Origin of the sequence: Streptomyces cinnamoneus, assembly GCF_002939475.1 — a bacterium.
Classification (GTDB): domain Bacteria; phylum Actinomycetota; class Actinomycetes; order Streptomycetales; family Streptomycetaceae; genus Streptomyces; species Streptomyces cinnamoneus_A.
Genome location: NZ_PKFQ01000001.1, coordinates 2,320,813 through 2,346,216, shown reverse-complemented (window position 1 = coordinate 2,346,216; position 25,404 = coordinate 2,320,813). Strand labels below are relative to the sequence as shown.

Genomic DNA, 25,404 nt, shown 5'->3' with positions numbered 1-25,404 from the left:
CCGGACGGTTGCGAAGGGGGCACGCGGGACCATGGTCCCGCGGGGGTCAGGGACCTTCGGCCTCGTGCGCCGCCTCCCGGCCCGCGCCCTCCGCCCGGTAGCGGTAGCCCAGGCCGCGCACGGCCTCCAGCGGGTCGGCCGCCTCGTCCCCGGCGGCCTGGCGCAGCTTGCGGCGCAGCCGCAGCACGGCGAACTTCACCCGCTCCCGGCCGGTGCCCTCCGGGTCGTCCCACACCCGGTCGAGCAGCTGGTCGGTGGTGATCACCCGGCCCCGGTTGCGGACGAGCACCTGGAGGAGCCGGTACTCGATGTCGCTGAGCCGCGCCTCGTGCCCGTGCCACACCGCCGAGCGCCGCTCGGGCACGAGCCGCAGCCCGTCGCCGCCGAAGGAGTCTCCGGCCCAGCGGGCAGGGGCGCTGCGGCGCAGGAGGGCCTCGACGCGGGCGAGCAGCTCGTCGTTGCCGAACGGCTTGGGGAGGTAGTCGTCCGCCCCGGCGCGCAGGCCCCGCACCCGGTCGCTCTCGGCGCCGCGCGCGGTCAGCAGCAGGACGGGCAGGTCGCTGAGGTCACGGGTGCGTTCGAGGACCTCCCAGCCGTCGAGCCCGGGCAGCCCGATGTCGAGGATCATCAGGCCGGGCCGCTCGGCGAACAGCAGCCGCAGGGCCTCGCGGCCGTCGTCGGCGTGCACCGCCTCGTGGCCGGCGCGGGCGAGCAGGACCCGCAGCGCGAGGGCGAGGTCGGGGTCGTCCTCGACGACCAGGACCCGGGTCACGGGCCCGGCCCGGGCGCGGGCGGCGGCCCCTCGACGGGCAGCCGCAGCCGGAGGACCGCGCCCTCGCCCTCCCGCCCGCCGGCGGTGATCGTGCCGCCGTGGCGCTCGACGACGGTGCGGGCGATGGCGAGGCCGAGGCCCGTACCGGGGTAGCCGCCGCTGCGGGCGTTGGGGGCCCGGACGAAGCCGGTGAAGATGTCGTGGCGGTGCTCGTCGGGGATGCCGATGCCGGTGTCGGCGACCTCGATGTCCCAGTGGACGCCCCGGGGCGCGGCGGTGATCGTGATCCGGCCGCCGGGCGGGGTGAACTTGGCGGCGTTCTCCAGCAGGTTGCCGAGGACGTGCTGGAGCCGGTGGCGGTCGCCGCGCAGGGTGGGGCCGTCCGCGCAGTCGAGGACGGCGAACAACCGGGCCCGTTCGATCTCGCCCATGTGGTCCATGAGGGTGTCCGTCAGCATTCCCGGCACGTCCACGGGGGCGAACTCCAGCTCGGGCCCGCTGGCCCGCATGCGGGTGGTCAGCAGCAGGTCGGAGATCACCCGTTGCATCCGTCCGGCGTTGCGCCGGATGGCGTCGAGGAAGGAGGACTGCTCCGCGGTGAGGGCGCCGACGGCGGGATCGGCGAGCAGCTCGGCGAAGCTGCTGACGGCGGCCAGGGGGGTGCGCAGCTCGTGGGAGGCGGCGGCGGTGAAGGCGTTGCGCTGCCGGGCCAGCTGCGTGAGGGTCAGGTTGTCGCGCTCCAGGTCCCGCTCGCTGCGCTTGGCGTCGCTGATGTCGGTGAACAGCCACAGGGCGCCCAGGTAGGCGCCCTCGCGCCGCAGCGGCTCGACCTCGCGGCGGATGGTCCGCCCGTCGGTGAGCGGGATCTCGGCGACCCGGTGGGCGTGGCGGCGGGCCAGGATCTCCCCGGGTGTGTGGGGCAGGGCGAAGCCCGCGGAGAAGAACGCCCGCACGAGGGGGACGAGGGGGCGCATGGGGACGCCGGGGGAGAGGTCGGCCTTGCCGGCGAGGTCGAACATGTCCACGAACCTGCGGTTGACGGCCAGCACCTCGTCGGTGGGGCTCTGCACCAGAGCCCCGGCCGGCAGCGCCTCCAGGACCGCCTGGAGCAGGTCGCGGTCCTCGGTCCCCATGGCTCTCACCCGCCGAATCCACACTCGAACCGCACTCGAAGGAACCTTCCGGGACAAGACAGGAAAACCGTATGCCACGCCGGATGAGCGCGCTTCCCGTGCCGTGGGAGGTGCCCCGGCCCTCCGCGCGCCCCCGGTCCGTAGACTGGACCGCGTGACCGAGCGCCCCCTGAACGACGACACCGGCGACCACGAATCCGGAGAACCCGGTGAAAACGGCGTCCCCGACGAGTTCGAAGAGATCGTAGGAGCCGAGACCGACCGCGACCCCGACCTGGCGGTGATCGAGGCCGGCAGCCGCACCCTGCGCACCCAGGCCGGCCCTCCGCAGGGCGACGGCGTCCCGGCGCGCCCCGAGGACCCCGAGGTGGACCGGGCGCTGCGCGAGGTGGAGGCCGAGCTGGCCGGCCGCTGGGGCGAGACCAAGCTGGACCCGTCGCTGGTGCGCATGGAAGCGCTGATGGACATCCTGGGCCAGCCGCAGCGCTCCTACCCCTCGATCCACATCACCGGCACCAACGGCAAGACCAGCACCGCCCGCATGATCGAGGCCCTGCTGGCCGCCTTCGACCTGCGCACCGGCCGCTACACCAGCCCGCACGTGCAGTCCGTCACCGAGCGGATCAGCCTGGACGGCGCCCCCATCTCCGCCGAGCGCTTCATCGAGACGTACCGCGACGTCCAGCCCTACGTCCAGATGGTCGACGACCGCGAGGAGTACCGGCTCTCCTTCTTCGAGGTGCTCACCGGCATGGCCTTCGCGGCCTTCGCCGACGCCCCCGTGGACGTGGCCGTCGTCGAGGTCGGCATGGGCGGCACCTGGGACGCGACCAACGTCGTGGACGGCACCGTCGCCGTGGTCACCCCGATCGCGCTCGACCACACCGACCGGCTCGGCGAGACCCCCGGCGAGATCGCCGGGGAGAAGGCCGGGATCATCAAGGCCGACGCCACCGTCGTCCTCGCCCAGCAGCCCGTGGACGCGGCCCAGGCCCTCCTGAAGCACTCCGTCGGCGTGGACGCCACGGTCGCCCGCGAGGGCATGGAGTTCGGCGTCACCGCCCGCGAGGTCGCCGTCGGCGGCCAGCTGCTGACCCTGCGCGGCCTGGGCGGCGACTACGAGGACGTCTTCCTGCCCCTGTACGGCGCGCACCAGGCGCACAACGCCGCGGTGGCCCTGGCCGCCGTCGAGGCGTTCTTCGGCATCGGCTCGCAGCACGCCCGCACGCTCGACATCGACACCGTCCGCCGCGCCTTCGCCTCGGTCACCTCGCCGGGCCGGCTGGAGGTCGTGCGCCGCAGCCCCACCGTCGTGCTGGACGCCGCGCACAACCCGGCCGGCGCCCGGGTCACCGCCGAGGGCGTCACGGAGGCGTTCGGTTTCAGCCGTCTCGTCGGCGTCGTCGGCACCAGTGCCGACAAGGACGTGCGCGGCCTCCTGGAGGCCTTCGAGCCGATCTTCGCGGAGATCGTCGTCACCCGGAACTCCACCCCGCGCGCCATGGACGTGGACGAGCTGGCCGGCCTGGCCGTCGAGGTCTTCGGCGCCGAGCGGGTCCAGGTCGAGCCGCGCCTGGACGACGCCCTGGAGGCGGCCATCACCCTCGCCGAGGAAGAGGGCGAGTACTCCGGGGCGGGCGTCCTGGTCACCGGCTCGGTGGTCACCGTGGGCGAGGCCCGGCTGCTGCTGGGGAGGGGCTGATCATGCGGACGCTGTGTGCGAGCACCCTGATCGGGGAGTTCTTCGTCATCGGCTTCGCCGGCCTGGTCGCCATGCAGACCTCCGACCTGTCCACCGGCACCGTCTGGGCCGTCAGCGGGACGGCGATGGTGCTCAGCGTGCTGCTGTGCGGGATGCTCACCCGGCCCGGCGGGGTCCAGCTGGGCTGGGCGCTCCAGATCGGGCTGATCGCCAGCGGCCTCGTCGTGCCGATGATGTTCATCCTCGGGGTGGTCTTCGCCGGTCTGTGGTGGGCCTCGGTCCACTTCGGCCGCAAGGTCGACGAAGCCAAGGCCCGCTTCGCCGCCGCCCAGGCGGAGGCCTCCTGACCGGCGCGCCCTTCCCGGACCGGGTGATCCCGGTCCGGGTGCCGCCGCCCGGCCGGCCCCCTGTACTCTCTGCCCACCACACTCGATCGCCGCAAGGAGCCGCAGTATGAGCCAGCGCACCCTCGTCCTCCTCAAGCCGGACGCCGTGCAGCGGAAGCTGGTCGGCGAGATCATCGCCCGCATCGAGCGCAAGGCCGGCTGGACGATCAGCGCGCTGGAGCTGCGCACCCTGGACCGCGCGACGCTGGAGCAGCACTACGCCGAGCACGTCGGCCGGGACTTCTACGAGCCCCTGATGGGCTTCATGTCCTCCGGCCCCGTCGTGGCCATGGTCGTCGAGGGCGAGCGCGTGATCGAGGGCGTCCGGGCGCTGGCCGGCCCGACCGACCCCATCGCGGCCGCTCCCGGCTCCATCCGCGGCGACTTCGGCACCATCACGCGGGAGAACCTGATCCACGCCTCGGACTCCGAGGAGTCCGCCCAGCGGGAAATCAAGATTTTCTTTCCCGGCCTCGCCTGATACCGGATCAGACGAACGCCCATGGTGATCTGGGGCGACCGATTACTGTGTTTTCCCGGGGGTGAGCACCCGGGCTCCCCGGCCCAGTAATTCAACGGTCGCCCTTGGCATATGCGCGGCGAACGAGGGAACCTCTCACTCCGACACGACGTCACCATTACTGGGGCCGGGTCGTGTTCCGCCCACAATGGCGGAGGAACCCTCGCACCGCGTTCGAGCGGGCGAGACTACGATGAAGCCTCGGCGCCCCGCAGCGCACCACCTGCCGACCTCAAGTAAGCAATCGCTCCAGCTGGGAAGGCCAGACGTATCCTCATGGGGAACAACATGTCGTTCATCGGCCGTGACATGGCTGTCGACCTCGGGACCGCCAACACGCTGGTGTACGTCAGAGGCCGCGGCATCGTTCTCAACGAGCCGTCAGTCGTCGCGATCAATACGAACACCGGTGGCATTCTCGCGGTCGGCGCCGAGGCGAAGAAGATGATCGGCCGGACCCCGGGCAACATCGTCGCGGTGCGCCCGCTGAAGGACGGTGTGATCGCCGACTTCGAGATCACCGAGCGGATGCTCCGCTATTTCATCCTCAAGATCCACAAGCGGCGCTGGATGGCCCGCCCCCGGGTGGTCGTCTGCGTGCCCTCCGGCATCACCGGCGTCGAGCGCCGCGCCGTCATCGAGGCCTCCACCCAGGCCGGTGCCCGCCAGGTGCACATCATCGAGGAGCCGATGGCCGCCGCGATCGGCTCGGGCCTGCCCGTCCACGAGGCCACCGGCAACATGGTCGTGGACATCGGCGGCGGCACCACCGAGGTCGCCGTCATCTCCCTCGGCGGGATCGTCACCGCGCAGTCCATCCGGGTGGCCGGCGACGAGCTGGACAACGCGATCATCCAGCACATCAAGAAGGAGTACAGCCTCCTGCTGGGCGAGCGCACCGCCGAACAGATCAAGATCACCATCGGCTCGGCCTACGACCTGGAGCAGGACGAGCACACCGAGATCCGCGGCCGCGACCTCGTCAGCGGCCTGCCCAAGACCGTGGTCATCTCGGCCGCCGAGGTCCGCAAGGCCATCGAGGAGCCCGTCAACTCCATCGTCGACGCCGTCAAGACCACGCTCGACAAGTGCCCGCCCGAGCTGTCCGGTGACGTGATGGACCGCGGCATCGTTCTCACCGGCGGCGGCGCTCTCCTGCGCGGCCTCGACGAGCGGCTGCGCCGGGAGACCGGCATGCCGATCCACATCGCCGAGGACCCCCTGGACTCCGTCGCGCTCGGCTCCGGCAAGTGCGTCGAGGAGTTCGAGGCGCTCCAGCAGGTGTTGGACGCCCAGCCCCGTAGGTGACCGGTGCCGGCCCCCGGTTCCCCCGGCGCGCCGGGAGCACCGAAACAACCTGATATACAGGCAGAACGCTTCCGATGACCGCCCGGAACCGCAGCCGGACGGTCCCACGAGAAGGGCACGCCGCCGCACGTGAGGGACACACGAGAGAGCCGGCTGCTGCTGGTGCTGCTGATCGCGATCGCGTTCGCGCTGATCACGGTCGACATCCGCGGCGGTGAGCAGTCCCCGCTCGACGGCGCGCGGCACGCCGCCGCCTCGGTCTTCGGTCCGGTGGAGAAGGGCGTCGCCGCCGCCGTCGACCCCGTGGGCGACGCCGTCGCCGCCGTCCGGGACTCCGGCGACCGGAGCCGGCGGATCACCGACCTGGAACGCGAGAACACCGCCCTGAAGCAGAAGCTCGGCAGCGACGACCGCAACCGCGGCCGGCTCCGCGAGCTCGACACCATGCTGGGGACCGCCGCCCGCGGCCAGTACGGCATCAAGGGCGCCCAGGTCATCGCCATAGGAGCCGCGCAGGGCTTCTCCTGGACCGTCACCATCGACATCGGCAGCGACGACGGCGTCCGGCGCGACATGACCGTGCTCAACGGCGACGGCCTCGTCGGCCGCGTCACCACCGTCGGCCCCTCCACCTCCACCGTCCTGCTCGCCAGCGACCCCAAGTTCACCGTCGGCACCCGCATGGAGAAGACCGGCGAGCTCGGCTTCGCCGGCGGCCAGGGCGACCGCTCGCTGCGCGTCGAACTCCTCAACGGCAAGGCCGTCGTGCACGAAGGCGACCGGCTGGTGACCTTCGGCTCCAGCAAGGACAAGCCCTTCGTCCCCGGCGTCCCCGTCGGCGAGGTCACCCGCGTCGAGCCCGCCGGCGGCGGCCTCACCCGCACCCTCCAGGTCCGCCCCTTCGTCGGCTTCAGCAAGCTCGACCTCGTCGGCGTCGTCGTTCAGGCGCCCCGCGAGGACCCGCGCGACACCGTCCTGCCGCCCAAGCCCGAGGCCCCCAAGCCCGCCCCCACGGTGACCGTCACCGTCTCGCCCTCCCCGAGCGCCCAACCCCAGGACTAGACCGATGCGCCTCAACCGGATCCTGCTGTCGGCCGCGCTCGTGGTGCTGGCCCTCGTCGTCCAGGTCAGCATCTTCGCCCGCCTGCACCTGCCCGGCGCCGTGCCCGACCTGGTGCTCCTCGTCGTGGTCGCCCTCGCCCTCGTCCACGGCCACACCGCGGGCGCCCTCGTCGGCTTCGGCGCCGGCCTCCTCGCCGACCTCGCGCCCCCCGCCGACCACGCCACCGGCCGCTACGCGCTGGTGCTCTGCCTCATCGGCTACCTCGTGGGCCTCGTCCGGCCCGAGACCGGCCGGCTCCGCTCGGCCACGGTCCCCATGCTCGCCGTCCTCGCCGCGGCCATCGGCTCGACGCTGCTGTACGCCCTCGTCGGCTCCCTCGTCGGCGACACGGCCGCCCGTCACGTGGGGCTCACCGGCCTCGTGTGCACCGCGGCGCTCTACGACCTGCTGCTGGCGCCCTTCACCGTGCCGCTCATCATGGCCCTCGCCCGGCGCACCGCCGGTGACCCGCTCACGGCCGAGGGGACCGCCGTCGCGACGGCCGAGGGCCCCTACAGCCGGATGTCCGGCGGCAGCTTCCGCGTCGGCCGCGCGAGCCGGACGGGCCGCAAGAACCTGATGGGCCGCAGGAGCTGGATCGGCGGCCAGCGCGGCGGACTGCTGGTGCGGTCCGCCAAGAAGCAGCGCATCAAGATCAAGGGGGGCAAGCGGCTGTGAGCGGCAACCACCCCGACTCCGGCCGGACCTCACGCATCACCATCCGGCTGGTGGTCATCCAGATCCTCGTCTTCTCCCTGCTGATCACCCTCGCCGGCCGCCTGTGGTACCTCCAGATCCGCAACGGCGACCAGTACACGGCCGAGGCCGCCAGCAACCACATCCAGCAGGTCGTCGCCCCGGCCACGCGCGGCTCGATCCTCGACGCCCGCGGCGTGCCGCTCGCCGACAACGAGACCCGCCTGGTGGTCTCCGCCAACCGCACCGACCTGATGAAGATGAAGGACAAGGGCAAGACCGTCCTGGGCCGCCTCGCCGGCGTCCTGGGCCTGAAGCCCGAGGAGGTCGCCGCCAAGGTGCGGCTGTGCGACGCCAAGACGCCCAAGCCCTGCTGGGCCGGCTCGCCGTACCAGCCCATCCCCATCACCGACGAGGCCACCACCCAGCAGGCCCTCCAGATCCGCGAGCGCCAGGAGGACTTCCCGGGCATCACCGCCGAGCCCACCGCCGTCCGCCGCTACGGCGGCCCCGCGGGCTCCAACACCGCCCAGGTCCTCGGCTACCTGTCGCCCGTCACCGACGAGGAGATCACCAAGGCCAAGGACTCCCACACGCCGCTGATGCGCTCCGACCAGGTCGGCCGCTCGGGCCTGGAGCGCCAGTACGACGCCGAGCTGCGCGGCAAGGCCGGCGTCACCCGCTACGAGGTCGACAACCTCGGCCGCGTCATCGGCAAGGCCAAGAGCGACAAGGCCGTGCCCGGCGCCGCCGTCGTCACCAGCATCGACGCACGGGTGCAGGCCATAGCGGAACGCGAGCTCGACCAGGCCATGAAGGACGCCCGCAAGGAGATCGACCGCAACACCGGCGTCCCCTACAAGGCCGACTCCGGAGCCGTCGTCGTGATGGAGTCCAAGACCGGCCGCGTCGTGGCCATGGCCTCCAACCCCACCTACGACCCCAACGCCTGGGTCGGCGGCATCTCCGCGAAGGACTATCAGGCCCTGACCGGCAAGGACTCCGACTACCCGCTGCTCAACCGGGCCATCCAGGGCCAGGCCGCCCCCGGCTCCATCTTCAAGGTCATCTCGACCACGGCGGCCGTCAACGCCGGATACGACTTCAACGGCAACTACAACTGCTCCAGCTCCTACAGCATCGGCAACCAGGTCTTCAAGAACTTCGAGTCCAAGGGCTACGGGTCCATCGACCTCGGCCGCGCGCTGGAGGTCTCCTGCGACACCGTCTTCTACGACCTGGCCTACCGCCAGTGGCAGAAGGACGGCGGCAACAACCCCAAGCACCCCGCCGACTGGTTCTACAAGACCGCCCACCAGTTCGGCCTCGGCAAGGAGACCGGCATCGACCTCCCCAACGAGGTCCGCGGCCGCGTCCCCGACCGCGAGTGGAAGAAGCGCTACTGGGACGCCAACAAGGACGCCTGGTGCAAGCAGGGCGACAAGGACGACAGCTACGCCGGGAAGATCGCCAAGGAGAACTGCGAGTCCGGCATGCGCATGCGCGCCGGTGACTCCGTCAACTACTCCATCGGGCAGGGCGACACCCTGGTCACCCCCGTCCAGATGGCCACCATCTACGCCGCCATCAGCAACGGCGGCACCCTCTACAACCCCACCGTGGGCAAGGCCGTCGTCAGCCCCGACGGCAAGAGCATCCGGGAGATCGCGCCCACCTCGCACGGCAAGCTGCCCTTCGACGCCAGGACGCGCGACCAGATCGACGCCGCCCTCGCCGGCGTGGCCACCCAGGGCACCGCCGCCTGGCGGTTCGGCGGCTGGCCCCAGAAGCAGATCCCCATGCACGCCAAGACCGGCACCGCCGAGGTCTACGGCAAGCAGACCACCTCGTGGTTCGCCACCTACACCGCGGACTACACGGTCATCATGACCATCTCCCAGGGCGGCACCGGCTCCGGCGCCTCCGGCCCCGCCGTGCGCAACATCTACAACGCCCTCTACGGCGTCGACGAACAGGGCAAGATCGACGACAAGAAGGCCCTGCTGCCCCACCCCGAGGCGAAGCTCCCCAAGGTCGAGAAGGACGGCACCATCGAGGCCCAGCCCCTCCCGTCGCCGTCCCCGTCGCCGTCCGGCTCGGAATCGGCCTCCCCGTCCGCCTCCGCCTCCCCGCCCGAACCCGAGCCCGCCCGCCGGGAGGACGACGACCGATGACCGCCGCCGAGGGCTACCCCCTGCGCCGCTTCTCCCCCGAACGCGGCGCCTGGTCCCGTCTGACCGCCCGCGACTCCGTCCTGCGCCGCCTCGACTGGGTCATGCTGCTCGCCGCCCTCGCCCTGTCCGGCATCGGCACCCTGCTGGTCTACTCCGCCACCCGCAACCGCACCGAGCTCAACCAGGGCGACCCGTACTACTTCCTCCTGCGCAACGTCCTCAACACCGGCATCGGCCTCGCCCTCGCCCTCGGCGCCGTCTGGCTCGGCCACCGCGCCCTGCGCGGGGCCGTGCCGATCCTCTACGCGATCTCCCTGCTGTTCACCCTCGCCGTGCTCACCCCGCTCGGCGCGACCATCAACGGCGCACGCTCCTGGATCCAGCTCGGCGGCGGCTTCTCCATCCAGCCCTCCGAGTTCACCAAGATCACCATCACGCTGGGGATGGCTATGCTGCTGGCCGGCAAGGTCGACGCCGGCGACCGCCGCCAGCCCGACCACCGCACGGTCATGGAGGCCCTCGGCCTCGCCGCCCTGCCGATCGTCGTCATCCTGCTGATGCCCGACCTCGGCTCCGTCATGGTCCTGGTCGTGATCGTCCTCGCCGTGCTGCTCTCCTCGGGCGCCTCCAACCGCTGGGTCCTCGGCCTCGTCGGCGCCGGCGTCCTCGGCTGCGTCCTCATCTGGCAGCTCGGCGTCCTCGACGAGTACCAGATCAACCGCTTCGCCGCCTTCGCCAACCCCGCCCTCGACCCGTCCGGCGTCGGCTACAACACCAACCAGGCCCGCATCGCCATCGGCTCGGGCGGCCTCACGGGCGCCGGCCTCTTCCACGGCTCCCAGACCACCGGCCAGTTCGTCCCCGAACAACAGACCGACTTCATCTTCACCGTCGCCGGCGAGGAACTCGGCTTCGTCGGTGCCGGAGCGATCATCTTCCTCCTCGGCGTCGTGCTCTGGCGCGCCTGCCGCATCGCCCGCGAGAGCACCGAGCTCTACGGCACCATCGTGGCCGCCGGCGTCATCGCCTGGTTCGCCTTCCAGAGCTTCGAGAACATCGGCATGACGCTGGGCATCATGCCCGTCACCGGACTCCCGCTGCCCTTCGTCTCCTACGGCGGCTCCTCGATGTTCGCGGCCTGGATAGCGGTCGGGCTCCTCCAGTCGATCAAGGCCCAGCGGCCGATGTCCGCCTAGGGGGTGTCCAGGTGGCGCAAGGAGGCCCTGCCGCCCCCGGCGTCCGCCGACTAGATTCGGCGTCATGGCGGACACCGTGAGAGAGATCGAGCGGAAGTACGAAGCCGGAGACGCCACGGGCACGGCCCACCTCCCCGGCCTCGCGGGGGCCGGCCCCGTCGCGCGCGTCACCGACCCGGACACGGCGGAGCTGGACGCCGTCTACTACGACACCGCCGACCGGCGCCTCGCCGCCGCCGGCATCACCCTGCGCCGCCGCACGGGCGGCACCGACGCGGGCTGGCACCTCAAGCTCCCCGTCGCCTCCGGAACGCGGGACGAGATCCGCGCCCCCCTGAGCGACGACCTCCCCCGCACCCTCACGTCGCTGGTCCGCGCGCGGACCCGGGACGCGCCCCTCGCCCCCCTGGTCCACATCGCCACCCACCGCGAGACCCGGCACCTGCTCGCCGCCGACGGCACCCCCCTGGCCGAGGCCAGCGCCGACGCCGTCACCGCGACCCGGCTCACCGGCGGCGCGGACACCGCCCGGTGGAGCGAAATCGAGATCGAACTCGCCGCCGGCCAGGACCCCGCCCTCCTGGACGCCCTCGAACCCCACCTGCGCCGGGCGGGCCTGCGGCCGTCGGCCGCACCCAGCAAACTCGCCCGGGCGCTGAAGGAGACGGGTTTCGACGACCCACCGGCGCCGGCCGCCGCCCCGGCCCCCGGCCGCGCGGCGTGCGCCGGCGACCACGTACTGGCCTACCTGCGCGAACAGGTCGACGCCGTCACGGCCCTCGACGCCGGTGCCCGCCGGGGCACCGAGGACGCCGTCCACCAGATGCGCGTCGCCACCCGCAGGCTCCGCAGCGCCTTCCGCACGTACGGGAAGGTCCTCGACCGGCACGTCACCGACCCCCTCGGCGACGAGCTGAAGTGGCTGGCCGGCGAACTGGGCGTCGCCCGCGACCGCGAGGTCCTCGCCGAACGGCTGCGCGAGGGGATCGACGCGGTGCCCCGCCCGCTCGTGCGCGGCCCCGTCCGCGCCCGGCTGCGGATCTGGTCCGGCCGCAACCACGCCGAAGCCCGCCGGCGCGTGACCGCCGTCCTCGACGGCAAGCGCTATCTGGCCCTCCTCGACGCCCTCGACACGCTCCTCGCCGACCCGCCCCTGCGCCCCGCCGCCACCCGCCCGCCCGGCCCGGTGTTCGCCAAGGCGGTGCTGCGCGACTACGAGAGGCTGGCCGGCCGCGTCGAGCACGCGCTCTCCACCGACGCGGGCCAGGACCGGGACGTGGCCCTCCACGAGGCCCGCAAGGCCGCCAAGCGGGCCCGCTACGCGGCGGAGGCGGCCACCCCGGCGCTGGGCAAGCCGGCGAAACGGTTCGCCCGCCGGATGAAGGACGTCCAGTCCCTCCTGGGCGACCACCAGGACAGTGTCGTGGCCCGCGCCGCCCTGCGCACGATCGCGGGCCAGGCGGCGCTGGCGGGGGAGGACACGTTCACGTACGGCCTGCTGTACGGGAGGGAGGAACGGCGGGCGGCGGACGACGAGCGCGAACTGCCGCGGGTGTGGGCCGAGGCGTCGGACGAACGGTGGCGGGAGGGGCCGACCGCGTGACCGGCCGGCGACCCCGGTCGTTCGCACGGTGTTCCCGCCGCCGCGGGGGTGGGGAAGATCGCGCACGGGGGGCGATTCCCGGCACGTTACGCTTGAGAGTCGCCCCTGCCAGCTCACGAAGGTTCGCCCAGATGACTGCCGAATCGGTCTTCCCACAGCTTGAGGCCCTGCTCCCGCATGTGCAGAAGCCCATCCAGTACGTCGGTGGAGAGCTGAACTCCACCGTCAAGCCGTGGGAGGAGTGCGACGTCCGCTGGGCGCTCATGTACCCGGACGCCTATGAGGTCGGCCTGCCCAACCAGGGCGTCATGATCCTCTACGAGGTCCTCAACGAGCGCGAGGGCGTCCTCGCCGAGCGCACGTACAGCGTGTGGCCGGACCTCGAGGAGCTCATGCGTGAGCACCGCGTGCCGCAGTTCACCGTGGACAGCCACCGCCCCGTCGGCGCGTTCGACGTCTTCGGCCTGAGCTTCTCCACCGAGCTCGGCTACACCAACATGCTCACGGCCCTGGACCTGGCCGGCATCCCGCTGGAGTCCAAGGACCGCACCATCGACGACCCGGTCGTCCTCGCGGGCGGCCACGCGGCCTTCAACCCCGAGCCGATCGCGGACTTCATCGACTGCGCGGTCATCGGTGACGGCGAGCAGGCCGTCCTGGAGATCACCGAGATCATCCGGGCCTGGAAGGCCGAGGGCCGCCCCGGCGGCCGCGACGAGCTGCTGCTGCGCCTCGCGAAGACCGGCGGCGTGTACGTGCCGCGTTTCTACGACGTGGAGTACCTGGCCGACGGCCGCATCGCCCGTGTCGTCCCGAACCGTTCCGGCGTGCCGTGGCGCGTGTCCAAGCACACCGTCATGGACCTGGACGAGTGGCCGTACCCGAAGCAGCCGCTGGTGCCGCTCGCGGAGACCGTTCACGAGCGGATGTCGGTCGAGATCTTCCGCGGTTGCACGCGCGGTTGCCGTTTCTGCCAGGCCGGCATGATCACGCGCCCCGTGCGGGAGCGAAGCATCACCGGCATCGGCGACATGGTGGACAAGGGCCTCAAGGCGACCGGCTTCGAGGAGGTCGGCCTCCTCTCCCTGTCCTCCGCCGACCACACCGAGATCGGTGACATCGCCAAGGGCCTGGCCGACCGCTACGAAGCGGACAAGATCGGTCTGTCCCTGCCCTCGACCCGTGTCGACGCGTTCAACGTCGATCTCGCGAACGAGCTGACCCGTAACGGCCGCCGTTCCGGTCTGACGTTCGCGCCCGAGGGCGGCTCCGAGCGCATGCGCAAGGTCATCAACAAGATGGTCTCGGAGGAGGACCTCATCCGGACCGTCGCCACCGCCTACGGCAACGGCTGGCGCCAGGTGAAGCTGTACTTCATGTGCGGCCTGCCCACCGAGACCGACGAGGACGTGCTCCAGATCGGCGACATGGCGGTCAACGTGATCGCCAAGGGCCGTGAGGTGTCGAAGTCCAACGACATCCGCTGCACCGTCTCCATCGGCGGTTTCGTGCCCAAGCCGCACACCCCGTTCCAGTGGGCGCCGCAGCTCTCCGCCGAGGAGACCGACGCCCGTCTGGAGAAGCTGCGCGACAAGATCCGCGGCGACAAGAAGTACGGTCGCTCGATCGGCTTCCGCTACCACGACGGCAAGCCCGGCATCATCGAGGGCCTGCTCTCGCGCGGTGACCGCCGCGTGGGCGCGGTCATCCGCGCGGTCTACGAGGACGGCGGCCGCTTCGACGGCTGGCGCGAGCACTTCAGCTACGACCGCTGGATGAAGTGCGCCGAGCAGACCCTGCCCGAGCAGGGCGTCGACGTCGACTGGTACACGACGCGCGAGCGTACCTACGAGGAGGTCCTGCCCTGGGACCACCTGGACTCCGGTCTGGACAAGGACTGGCTCTGGGAGGACTGGCAGGACGCGCTCGACGAGACCGAGGTCGAGGACTGCCGCTGGACGCCGTGCTTCGACTGCGGCGTCTGCCCGCAAATGGACACGTCCATCCAAATTGGCCCGACGGGCAAGAAGCTGCTGCCGCTGAGTGTCGTTAATCCTGTGACGAGCGGAAACAGCTGCTGATTCGGGATCAGCGCCACGGTTGGTAAATGCACAGCCCCTCATGCGGCCCGTCGCCATCAGGCGACGGGCCGCACTGCTTTGAAGCGGAAGGTGCGGGGTGCTGGAAGTCCAAGCGCTGAGGCGGGTGAAGTTCATCGCGAGGTGGAAACCTCAGGAACGATGTCGCCAGTGCGGGCTCATTTCCGTACAACCGGGATGACTGATTTGTCGCGGAAGACCACCCGAATGTTCCACTCTTTGTGACGGCGTAATCCCCCACGGATCACTAGCATTGGCCTGAACGTTCAGTGAGCAGAATCTCCACCAGGGCGGCGTAGGGTAATCGCATTTTCTGGCGTCGGAATTCTGTGCACTAGGAGGTCAGTATTCAGGGCCGTCTGAAATGAGTTCTACCGAACCCTTCGAAGGAGGTGGGCGCCTCGATGAAATCGGACGTCTTTACCGTTTCCTATTGGCGCGGATTCATGGCGTGGGCGGCTGCCGTCCTCACGCTGGCGCTCGTTGCCGCCGGGATGGCACTGACGCCTACCCGCGCGAGCGCGATTGGGGTAGCCCCCAATCTCGGTACGGCAGACAGCTACGCGGTCCTGGGCGGCCAGAGCGTCACCAACACCGGCCCCTCCACGATCAATGGGGACCTTGGTGTGAGCCCGGGGTCCTCGGTGACCGGATTCCCTCCCGGCACGGTGAACGGAACCATTCACGCCGCAGACGCGCAAGCGGGCCAGGCGCAGAGCGATCTGACCATCGCGTACGACAGCGCCGCCGGTCAGGCGCCTGACGCCACCCTCACCTCCCCCGGAGATCTCGGCGGCATGACGTTGAACCCGGGGGTCTACAAAGCAGCGTCGTCGATCGACATCACGGGCACGCTCACGCTCGACGCCCACGGCGACCCCAACGCGGTCTGGATCTTCCAGATCGGATCGACGCTGGAGACGGCCTCCGGCAGTTCGGTGTCCCTCATCAATGGCGCGCAGCCGTGCAATGTCTTCTGGCAGGTGGGCAGTTCCGCCACGATCGGGACCGACTCCAGCTTCGTCGGCACGATCATGGCCCTGACATCGATCTCGGTCACCACCGGGGCGACCATCGACGGCCGCGCGCTCGCCCGCAATGGGTCGACCACGTTGGACACCAACACCATCACCCGGGAATCGTGTGCGGCCGGCACGGGCGGCGTGATCGCCGGCACGACGGGTGGGGTCACCGGCATGACGACGGAGGGAACCGCCGGCATGATCGCCGGTCCGGCGTCTGGGGGCACGACGACGACTGGCGGCCCGACGACCGGGGGTCCGGCTGGCGGTCCGACGACCGGGGGTCCGGCCGGCGGTCCGACGACAGGGGGCCCCGGAGGTGCGGTCGCGGGTGGTCTGCTCGGGGGGCCGATCACCGGAGGCCTGCTGGGAGGCCCGATCATCGGAGGTCTGATCGGGGGCACGACCACCGGCGGTCCGGGTGAGGGGCACCACCATCACCACCACCACGGTGAGGATCACGACCACGGCGATCACGACCACGGCGATCACGACCACGGCGATCACGACCACGGTGATCACGAGCACGGTGATCACGAGCACGGTGATCACGGTGATCACGACCATGGTGAGGATCGCCACCACGGTGAGGGCCGCCACCACGAGTGCGGTCGCTGCGACCACGAGCACGGCCGTGACCACGGTGAGGGCGGCCACCACGAGTGCGGTCGCTGCGACCACGAGCACGGCCGTGACCACGGTGAGGGCGGCCACCACGAGTGCGGTCGCTGCGACCACGAGCGTGGCCGTGACCGGCAGTTCGAGTCCTGTGACCGTCGGCACGACGGAGAGTACGGGCACGGCGGCCACGATGGGTGCGGCCACGAATGCGGTCGGCATCACCCCGAGTGCGAGGACCACGGACGTCGCAGCCGGTGACGTCGTGCAGGTCCGTATGAGGTAGTCCGCCATGGCGCGGTCCCGCGGAGCTCGCGGGCCGCGCCGGGCGGGCGGACCGCACGGCGTATTTCCCGACGAGAAACGACGTACTTGCCGCCGCCGCGGGCGACGTGCACCGCGCCCGGCGCGGACGCCGTCAGGGCCTCGGGCGGCGCGTGGCGAATGGGCCGAATCCATGAGTTCACCACGCGAGCCCACGCGACAGTTTCCGTGACAGACGCTTCTCCTTGAAAATCACTCGGATGCTCCACTCCTTTGCAAGGGTCCGGTTTCTTCAACCGTGTCTACTATTCCCTGGGCTTATTCGAAGCGCTTGGTCTCCGTTCGGCAGAACTGAAAGACAAGAGGTTTTCTCTCCGAGACGGAATTCCTTGTGTGCTTTCAGAGTAAGCGCCTTAGGCCGCCTGTACAGGATTCACCGAACCCTTGAAGGAGTTGGGCACCTCGATGAAATCGAACATTCCTTGCGCGCCTCATTGGCGCAGATTTACCGCTTGGGCCGCAGCGGTCCTCACGGCGGTACTCGGCGCTGCGGGGATGGTGCTGATGCCGACCAGTGCGAATGCGATCGACCTGACCATTCCGCCGGTCATCCCGGTCACGAATGTCACCCTGGGACTGACGTCGGGGGGCGTTGTTGGGCTGACGGGCGGCCATTTCGGCCTTCTCGCCGGTTCGACCGCCGGGAGCCTCCTCGCCCCCAGGAGCACCGCCACGGTGACCGGCGGCTCGGGCACGAGCACCACAGGCGGCGGCTCTTGCTGGCATGGGCAGCATGGTCACGGGTGTGACCGTTGCGACCACGATTACTGCGGTCATGGGCGCGGCCACGACCGGGACTTCGGGCCGTGTGACCGTTGGCACGACGGTGGGCACGGGCACGGCGGGTGTGGCGGCCACGAATGTGGCGGGCGCGAATGCGGCCGGCACGGCGGGCACGGCGGCCACGGCGGCCACGAATGCGGCGGGCACGAATGCGGCCGGCACGGCGGGCACGGCGGCCACGGCGGCCACGGCGGCCACGAATGCGGCGGGCACGAATGCGGCCGGCACGGCGGGCACGGCGGGCACGGCGGCCACGAATGCGGCGGGCACCACTCCGAGTGCGGGCACGACGACCGACACGGTTGGTGACATCGCGGGCATCCGCGTTCGGCAGCTTGTGAGGGCGCGGTCTCGCGCAGTTCGCAGACCGCGCCCGGCGGGCGGAATCGCACGATGTATTTCCCGATGCCCCGGGCGGCGTCCACCGCGCCCGGGGCGGACGGGCGGACCGTTGTGGTCGGCGGGCACCGCGGGCCAAGCGACAAAGAGGACGGGATGAGCAGCACCGACTACAACCGCGCGGGGAATGGCAGTGTGCCGGTAAAGGATGAAGGGGTGGTTCCCAAGCTGCCCATAACCGCTACCAGGCCCGCCGCGGCGGACGTGGAGGAAACCGGTTGCGAAGGGCCGGCCTCGCCCGTGCCGATGTCGAGACCGGCGGGGTTGGTGATCGCCTTCGCGGCCGCCGTGTGCGTCGCGACGGTCATGGTGCACGTGTGCATGGTGTTCTTGTCCGTCGCGCCTCCCAACACTGTCTCCCAGCGGTACGAGGGGAGGATCAGCACGTGGGTCTATCCCTACTTCGAACAGAACTGGCGGCTGTTCGCCCCCGATCCGGAGGGTGCTCGGCGGAGGGTCCTGGCCCGGACTGCGACGATGGCGCCCGATGGCGCCCGGCAGGTGAGCGGCTGGATCGATCTGAGCGCCGTCGACGCCTCTGCCGTGCGGCACAACGCCTTCCCCAGTCACATCAACCAGAACATGCTGCGACGGGCCTGGTCCGCCTACCTCGACTCGCACGGGACCAGGGACCAGTCCGAGTCGGATCGGGCCAGGATCATCCAGAGATATCTGCTCAACATCGCCGCACAACGCGCAGCCCGCAGCCACCGCTCCTTTGACGCGATCCAGCTGCGCGTCATCACCACCCCGATCGCGTCGCCGGCGCGGAGGGCCGACGGCAGCCGCTCCCCGCAACCTCCCTCCGACTCCAGGTACCTCCCGTGGTGGCAGGTGACATCCCATGACAACTGACCGGACGACCGGCGCCGACGCCTGGCCGGACAGCCCGCCGCCGAGCGCCGCGTCTCGGCACCCCGACCCTGTGACCAGGGCGTTCGCCTTTCTGACCGAACGAGCGGTCTCACTCCACGCGGCGGCAGTGCTGCGCATGGGATATGGGCTGCTGTATTTGGTCTTCCTTCTGCGTGAGTTCCCCCACCGAGACGAGATCTGGGGACCCGGTTCGCCCTGGACTCCGGACCTCTCGCGAGAACTGACCGCTCAGACCGGCTGGTTCACCTTTCTGCCCCTGTCCGACCGGCCCGTGTACTTCGAGACCTGCTACGGACTGGCTCTCGTCACGTGCGCGTTGTTCATGCTGGGGTGGCGCACCCGGGTGCTGTCCGTGCTGTTCGCCGTCGTGGTGACCTCCTTTCACGGCAGGAACATCTTCATCACGGACGGAGGGGACAACCTCATCGTCCTGATGGCCCTGTACCTCATGTTCACCGCGTGTGGCCGGCGCTGGTCCCTCGACGCCCGCAGAAAGCGGCTCCGCGCTCGCGCGGACGGGCGCGGACACCAACGGTCGAGTTGGCTGCCCGCCCGGCAGCAGGACGTGTTGGTCCGGGGGCAGCTGAGTGTCCTGCTGCACAACTGCGGGATGTTCGTCATCGCGGCCCAGGTCTGCATCCTGTACGGATGCGCCGGTCTGTACAAGGTGCAGGGAGGCACGTGGCGCGACGGCACCGCGCTGCACTATGTGCTGAATCTCGACCTGTTCCGCCCCTGGCCCGGGCTCTCCCATCTGGCCGACAGCCACCAGCTCCTCATGGCCGTCGTCGGTTACCTCACCGTGCTGGTCCAGGTGGCCTGCCCGTTCGCCCTGTTCAGCAGGGCCAAATACGTCGTTCTCGTCCTGTTGATCGGCATGCACGTCGCGATCGCCGTCATGCTGGGGCTCCCGGTGTTCTCCGGTGCGATGATCATTGCCGACACCGTGTTCCTGCCCGACCGCTTCTTCCAGTTCCTCCAGCGGGCCTGGCGTGCGCGCCTGTCACGGCCCGCCGGCGAGGCGACGGTGCCCCGGGCACGCACCGGAAGCCTCGTCCCGCCGCGGGCCGGTGCTCCGGTGGCGGCTCGCCACGCTCAGGAAAAGGTCCCCGATCAGCAGGAATAGCGGACTGTGGGGGAGCGTCATCCTGTGCGCCTCTCACCCACGTGAGAATGGAGGCAGGGTTCACAAGGCCGCGAGCGGGTACGTGGACCCAGATTGACAAGCGTTCCAACGAGGGCCCTGCCGGATCGGCAGGGCCCTCGTTGCACGTACTCTAGGTAGCAGAATGACCGCACTCACGAGGGACTGAAAGACACTGGGCAAGCGACAGCCCGAAGGCCCGCCGCCCGCACCCGCGGTGCAGCGCATCCGTCTGCGTTACACCAAGCGCGGCCGCCTCCGGTTCACCAGCCACCGCGATTTCCAGCGCGCCTTCGAGCGGGCCCTGCGCCGCGCCGAGGTACCCATGGCGTACTCGGCGGGCTTCACCCCGCACCCGAAGGTGTCGTACGCCAATGCCGCACCCACCGGCACGGGCAGCGAGGCCGAGTATCTGGAGATCCAGCTCGCCGAGGCCCGCGACCCCGCAGTGCTGCGGGATCTCCTCGACGAGTCGCTGCCCGACGGGCTCGACATCACGGACGCCGTGGAGGCCCATACCTCCTCGTTCGCCGATCGGCTGCAGGCCTCCGTGTGGGAGCTGCGGCTGGAGGGCGTCGAGCTCAAGGACGCCGAGAAGGCCGTCGCGGCGTTCATGGCGGCGGAGACGGTCGAGGTCCAGCGCCGGACGAAAAACGGGTTGCGAACCTTCGACGCGCGTGGCGCGGTGACCCGACTCGAGGCGCTCGCTGCTCCGGCCGATAGGCCCGGCGACGGTGCCTGTGCGATACTGCGGCTGGTTGTTCGGCATTCGACACCTGCCGTTCGACCCGACGACGTCCTGTCCGGTCTCCGCGCCACGGCCGACCTGGCGCCGCCGGTCCCCGCTGCGGTGACCAGGCTGGCGCAGGGGCTGCTCGACGATGAGACCGGCACGGTGACCGATCCGCTCGCGCCCGACCGCGACGCCGCCCCGGCCGCTTCTACCACGGCCGCCGGGCCGAGTGCCGCGCAGCAGGTGCCGGAAGGTTCCGCGTAAGGACGGCCGTCGAAGCGCCGCCGCGCCACCTGGGAGCCACCCGGTCCGGCAGGCGCACTGACCAGGAGACTTTCGCCGGTGCCGTAGATAACCGGACCCGGCGAGCGAGACGACAGCTCCCGTGCGGCGACCGCGCCCCGGACGGCGGTACCGCGCTCATCACGCGGGCCGACGGGCCGGAACCGGCGCGGCGCCCGGGAGCGTGACGGGAGAACCGCCCGCATGCTCGAATCCATTGAGCCCACGGAGCCGGGGGCCGCGCAGAGCGTTCCCGGCAACAACGACAATTCGCCGAGCGACACCCTGCCGCCGAGGCGCCGCCGCCGTGCGGCGTCCCGTCCGGCGGGTCCGCCCGCCGGTGGCGCGGGAGCGGCGGCCGAGGCCGCCGAGCCCGTAGCCGCTCCGGACGCCGAGGCCTCCGCCGAGACCCCGGCCGCATCCGAGACGCCCGCACGGCCGCGCCGCCGGGCCACCCGCAAGACCGCTGCCGCCGCCCCGGCGCAGGCGGAGGCCGCCGAAACCGGCGCCGAGCCGGCCGCCGAGGCCGCGGCCGAGACGCCCGCCCGCCCCCGTCGCCGCGCCACCCGCAAGGCCACCGCCCCGGCGGGCGCCCCGCAGGCCGCCGAGGAGACCGTGGAGGCCGCCGCCGAGGCCGCCGCCCCCACCACCCCGCGCCGCCGCGCCACCCGCAAGGCCACCGCCCCCGCGGGCGCCCCGCAGGTCACCGCCGCCGATGAGGCCGTGGAGGCCGCCGTCGAGCCGGCCGAGGCCGCCGAGGCCCCGGCGGAAGCCGCCGCGCCGGTCCGTGCGCGTCGCCGTGCCACCCGCCGTGCGTCGGCTCCCGCTGGTGCGCCGCAGGCCGCCGAGCCGCTCGCCGCCGCTGAGGAGGAGGAAGTGGAGGCCCCCGAGGCTGCCGCCGAGCCCGCCGAGGCCGCCGCGCCGGTCCGTGCGCGTCGCCGTGCCACCCGCCGTGCGTCGGCCCCCGCCGGTGCGCCGCAGGCCGCCGAGCCGCTCGCCGCCGCTGAGGAGGAGGAAGTGGAGGCCCCCGAGGCCGCCGCCGAGGCCGCCGAGGCCGCCGCGCCGGTCCGTGCGCGTCGCCGTGCCACCCGCCGTGCGTCGGCTCCCGCTGGTGCGCCGCAGGCCGCCGAGCCGCTCGCCGCCGCTGAGGAGGAGGAAGTGGAGGCCCCCGAGGCCGCCGCCGAGCCCGCCGAGGCCGCTGCGCCGGTCCGTGCGCGTCGCCGTGCCACCCGCCGTGCGTCGGCCCCCGCTGGTGCGCCGCAGGCCGCCGAGCCGGTGACCGAGCCCGTCGAGGCCGAGGAAGCGGAGGCGCTGGAGGCCGCGGCCGAGCCCGCCGCCGCCCCGGAGGCCCCCGCCGCCAAGCCGGCCCGCACCCGTCGCCGCGCCACGCGCGCCGTGAGCGCCCCGACCGGTGAGCCGCTGGCCGCCGAGCCGACCGTCGCGGAGACCACCGAGGCCGTCGCCGAGGCCGCTCCCGTGATCGCCCGCGGGGCCGAGGAGGCGCCCGCCGCCAAGCCCGCGCGCCGTCGCCGGGCCACCCGCCAGGCCGGCACCGCCGAGGCCGCCGCCCCGGAGGCGCCCGCCGCCGAGCCGGCCCCCGCCGAGGGCGGCCGCGGCCGCCGTCGTGCCGTACGACCGCCGACCGCCGTGTTCCAGGCGCCGGTGTTCGCCGAGCCGATGTTCCAGACCCCGGAGACCGCCGCGGCCGCCGCTGCCGCCGCCACGGTCGCCGAGGAGGAGCGCGAGGAGGAGGCCCCCGCGGCCGAGGCCGCGCAGCCCGCCGCCGGCCGTCGCCGTCGTCGCCGCCGGGGCGAGCCCGCCGAGATCGTGGCGGAGCCCGCCGCCGAGGCCGTCGAAGAGGAGCCCGAGGCCGCCGAGGAGGAGCCCGAGGGCGCCCTGGCGGAGGACGAGGACCAGGGCGAGCGCACGTCCCGCCGTCGCCGCCGGGGTGGCCGTCGCCGCCGCCGGGGCGAGGCCGCCGAGGCCGAGGGCGGCGAGGAGGAGCCGTCGTACACCGAGGAGGCCGCCGAGGCCGCCGAGGAGGAGGCGGAGGAGGAGGCCGAGGAGGCGGGCGCGTCCGCGTCGGCCGGCAGCCGTCGCCGTCGCCGCCGTCGCCGCCGCAGCGGTGAGACCGCCGAGACCGAGCCGGGCACCGACGAGCCGGAGCGCACGGTCGTCAAGGTCCGCGAGCCGCGCAAGCGCGAGGAGCGGGAGCCGGGCACCGGCTTCGACGAGGTCCAGTCCATCAAGGGCTCGACCCGCATGGAGGCGAAGAAGCAGCGCCGCCGCGAGGGTCGCGAGCAGGGCCGCCGCCGGGTGCCGATCATCACCGAGGCCGAGTTCCTGGCGCGCCGTGAGGCCGTCGAGCGCGTGATGGTCGTGCGTCAGCACGGGGACCGCACCCAGATCGGCGTGCTGGAGGACAACGTCCTCGTCGAGCACTTCGTCAACAAGGAGCAGGCCACCAGCTACGTCGGCAACGTCTACCTGGGCAAGGTCCAGAACGTGCTGCCGTCGATGGAGGCCGCCTTCGTCGACATCGGCAAGGGCCGCAACGCCGTCCTCTACGCCGGCGAGGTCAACTTCGACGCGCTCGGCATGGGCAACGGCCCGCGCCGCATCGAGACCGCCCTGAAGTCCGGCCAGTCCGTGCTCGTCCAGGTCACCAAGGACCCGATCGGCCACAAGGGCGCCCGGCTCACCAGCCAGGTCTCCCTGCCCGGCCGCTACCTGGTCTACGTGCCCGAGGGCTCGATGACCGGCATCAGCCGCAAGCTGCCCGACACCGAGCGCGCGCGTCTGAAGCAGATCCTCAAGAAGATCGTCCCCGAGGACGCGGGCGTGATCGTGCGCACCGCCGCCGAGGGCGCCAGCGAGGACGAGCTGCGTCGTGACGTGGAGCGGCTTCAGGCGCAGTGGGAGGAGATCCAGAAGAAGTCGAAGCAGATCTCGACGAGCTCGCCGAGCCTGCTGTACGGCGAGCCGGACATGACCGTCCGCGTCGTGCGCGACATCTTCAACGAGGACTTCTCGAAGGTCATCGTCAGCGGTGAGCAGGCCTGGGAGACCATCCACGGCTACGTCTCGCACGTCGCGCCCGACCTGGCCGACCGCCTGCAGAAGTGGACGTCGGACGTCGACGTCTTCGCCACGTACCGGATCGACGAGCAGCTGATGAAGGCGCTGGACCGCAAGGTCTGGCTGCCGAGCGGCGGTTCGCTCGTCATCGACCGGACCGAGGCGATGGTCGTCGTCGACGTCAACACCGGCAAGTTCACCGGCCAGGGCGGCAACCTGGAGGAGACGGTCACCAGGAACAACCTGGAGGCGGCCGAGGAGATCGTGCGTCAGCTGCGGCTGCGCGACCTCGGCGGCATCATCGTGATCGACTTCATCGACATGGTGCTGGAGTCCAACCGGGACCTGGTGCTGCGGCGCCTGCTGGAGTGCCTGGGCCGGGACCGCACGAAGCACCAGGTCGCCGAGGTCACCTCGCTGGGCCTGGTCCAGATGACCCGCAAGCGGGTGGGCCAGGGCCTGCTGGAGTCCTTCTCCGAGCAGTGCGTGCACTGCAACGGCCGCGGTGTGATCGTCCACATGGACCAGCCGGCCGCCGTGGGCGGTGGCGGCGGCAAGCGCGGCAAGAAGAAGGGCAAGGGCGCCGTCGAGGCGCAGCCCGCCGCCGAGGCCGTCACCGAAGAGGTCGTCGACGAGGCCCCGGAGGCGCCCGAGCTGGAGCCCGTCGCGGTCACCGAGGCCGAGCTCGAGCCGTCGGTCGGCGGGGACGAGGAGTGGTTCGGCAGCCCGGCCGAGGCCGAGGCCGCCGCCTCCCGGCGGGGCGGCCGTACGCGCCGTCGCGCCACCCGCAAGGTGTCCGCTCCGGCGGGTTCGCCGAAGGCGGCCGAGGCCGTGGAGCCGGAGATCGTCGTGCCGGCGGTCCCGGTGGAGGCGGCCCCCGAGCCGGAGCCCGCGCCGGCCCCGGCCGAGCCGGAGGCCGTGGAGCCGGTGGCCGAGGCTGTCGTCGCCACGGAGAGCGCCGCTCCGGCGCGGCCGCGGCGCCGGGCGACCCGCAAGGCGTCCGCCCCGGCGGGTGCGCCCGCGGGTGCGGAGGAGGCGGCCGTGGTCGTCGTCAGCGCGCCGGTGGCGGAGCCCGCTGCCGAGCCTGCTGCCGAGCCCGCGGCGGAGCCCGCGCCCGTGCTGACGGAGGAGGCCGAGGAGGCCGCTCCGGCCAAGAAGACGGCCCGTAAGACGGCCGCCAAGAAGGCACCGGCGAAGAAGGCCGCCACGGCGAAGAAGACGGCGGCGAAGAAGACCACCGCCAAGAAGGCGACGGCCAAGAAGGCCGCCACCAAGAAGGCACCCGCCAAGAAGACGGCGAAGAAGGCGGCGGCCTCCTCGGAGGACTGACCGCGGCTTCGTCCGCGATCGACCGGTCCCGGCCGCCGGGCGGGCTGACACGTCAGCCCGCCCGGCGGCCGGGGACGGGGGCGCCCCCTCAAGGGCGCCGGTTTGACCCCCTGGTCAAGGCCCCG

17 protein-coding genes are annotated in these 25,404 nt (G+C 71.9%); 15 read left to right on the top strand and 2 right to left on the bottom strand.

The features are described from left to right. Positions 1–46: 46 nt before the first annotated feature. Both CYQ11_RS09955 and CYQ11_RS09950 read right to left on the bottom strand, forming a co-directional pair. On the bottom strand, positions 47–772 hold the full coding sequence (locus tag CYQ11_RS09955) for a response regulator transcription factor (RefSeq protein WP_099200542.1): 726 nt from the start codon (positions 770–772) through the stop codon (positions 47–49). Next, entirely contained in the window at positions 769–1,905 is a 1,137-nt protein-coding gene (locus CYQ11_RS09950) for a sensor histidine kinase (protein ID WP_099200543.1), read from the bottom strand. Before CYQ11_RS09950 ends, CYQ11_RS09955 begins: the two co-directional genes overlap by 4 nt. 154 nt (positions 1,906–2,059) lie before the next feature. Here CYQ11_RS09950 and folC point away from each other — a divergent pair, with 154 nt between their 5' ends. The 15 genes from folC (at position 2,060) to CYQ11_RS09870 (ending at position 25,279) form a co-directional block, all read left to right on the top strand. After that, positions 2,060–3,607 carry a bifunctional tetrahydrofolate synthase/dihydrofolate synthase gene (gene folC, locus CYQ11_RS09945; RefSeq protein ID WP_099200544.1) on the top strand — a complete coding sequence of 516 codons (1,548 nt, stop codon included), beginning with the start codon at positions 2,060–2,062 and terminating at the stop codon, positions 3,605–3,607. A 2-nt stretch (positions 3,608–3,609) separates the two neighbouring features. Further along, a complete protein-coding gene (locus CYQ11_RS09940) occupies positions 3,610–3,954 on the top strand; it encodes a DUF4233 domain-containing protein (RefSeq protein WP_099200545.1) in 345 nt (114 codons plus the stop codon). A 106-nt stretch (positions 3,955–4,060) separates the two neighbouring features. Beyond that, on the top strand, positions 4,061–4,474 hold the full coding sequence (gene ndk, locus CYQ11_RS09935; RefSeq protein WP_099200546.1) for a nucleoside-diphosphate kinase: 414 nt from the start codon (positions 4,061–4,063) through the stop codon (positions 4,472–4,474). A gap of 327 nt (positions 4,475–4,801) precedes the next feature. Further along, positions 4,802–5,821, top strand: coding sequence for a rod shape-determining protein (locus CYQ11_RS09930; RefSeq protein WP_004950903.1), 1,020 nt, complete (start codon positions 4,802–4,804; stop codon positions 5,819–5,821). Between the two features lie 129 nt (positions 5,822–5,950). Then, complete coding sequence (gene mreC, locus CYQ11_RS09925; RefSeq protein ID WP_099200547.1) at positions 5,951–6,883, top strand: rod shape-determining protein MreC; 933 nt, start codon at positions 5,951–5,953, stop codon at positions 6,881–6,883. A 4-nt stretch (positions 6,884–6,887) separates the two neighbouring features. Then, the gene (mreD, locus tag CYQ11_RS09920) at positions 6,888–7,601 is read left to right on the top strand and encodes a rod shape-determining protein MreD (RefSeq protein ID WP_099200548.1); all 714 of its coding nucleotides are present in this window, start codon (positions 6,888–6,890) and stop codon (positions 7,599–7,601) included. After that, positions 7,598–9,793: a penicillin-binding protein 2 gene (gene mrdA / locus CYQ11_RS09915; RefSeq protein ID WP_099200549.1), complete on the top strand. Its 2,196-nt coding sequence runs from the start codon at positions 7,598–7,600 to the stop codon at positions 9,791–9,793. Before mreD ends, mrdA begins: the two co-directional genes overlap by 4 nt. After that, positions 9,790–10,989 carry a rod shape-determining protein RodA gene (gene rodA / locus CYQ11_RS09910; protein ID WP_099200550.1) on the top strand — a complete coding sequence of 400 codons (1,200 nt, stop codon included), beginning with the start codon at positions 9,790–9,792 and terminating at the stop codon, positions 10,987–10,989. The genes mrdA and rodA overlap by 4 nt, the downstream gene beginning before the upstream one ends. A gap of 64 nt (positions 10,990–11,053) precedes the next feature. Next, positions 11,054–12,592: a CYTH and CHAD domain-containing protein gene (locus CYQ11_RS09905; RefSeq protein WP_104650979.1), complete on the top strand. Its 1,539-nt coding sequence runs from the start codon at positions 11,054–11,056 to the stop codon at positions 12,590–12,592. A 131-nt stretch (positions 12,593–12,723) separates the two neighbouring features. After that, a complete protein-coding gene (locus CYQ11_RS09900; protein WP_099200551.1) occupies positions 12,724–14,673 on the top strand; it encodes a TIGR03960 family B12-binding radical SAM protein in 1,950 nt (649 codons plus the stop codon). 422 nt (positions 14,674–15,095) lie between these two features. Beyond that, positions 15,096–16,592: an ice-binding family protein gene (locus CYQ11_RS09895; RefSeq protein WP_205041814.1), complete on the top strand. Its 1,497-nt coding sequence runs from the start codon at positions 15,096–15,098 to the stop codon at positions 16,590–16,592. Between the two features lie 1,341 nt (positions 16,593–17,933). Further along, positions 17,934–18,692 (top strand): DUF5819 family protein, encoded by a 759-nt coding sequence (locus CYQ11_RS09885; RefSeq protein WP_240003508.1) that lies wholly within the window; start codon positions 17,934–17,936, stop codon positions 18,690–18,692. Next, on the top strand, positions 18,682–19,839 hold the full coding sequence (locus CYQ11_RS09880; RefSeq protein ID WP_099200552.1) for an HTTM domain-containing protein: 1,158 nt from the start codon (positions 18,682–18,684) through the stop codon (positions 19,837–19,839). The genes CYQ11_RS09885 and CYQ11_RS09880 overlap by 11 nt, the downstream gene beginning before the upstream one ends. A 235-nt stretch (positions 19,840–20,074) precedes the next feature. Further along, the gene (locus CYQ11_RS09875) at positions 20,075–20,854 is read left to right on the top strand and encodes a TIGR03936 family radical SAM-associated protein (protein ID WP_099200553.1); all 780 of its coding nucleotides are present in this window, start codon (positions 20,075–20,077) and stop codon (positions 20,852–20,854) included. Positions 20,855–21,076: 222 nt separating this feature from the next. Beyond that, positions 21,077–25,279 (top strand): Rne/Rng family ribonuclease, encoded by a 4,203-nt coding sequence (locus CYQ11_RS09870; RefSeq protein ID WP_104650978.1) that lies wholly within the window; start codon positions 21,077–21,079, stop codon positions 25,277–25,279. The last annotated feature ends 125 nt before the right edge of the window (positions 25,280–25,404 follow it).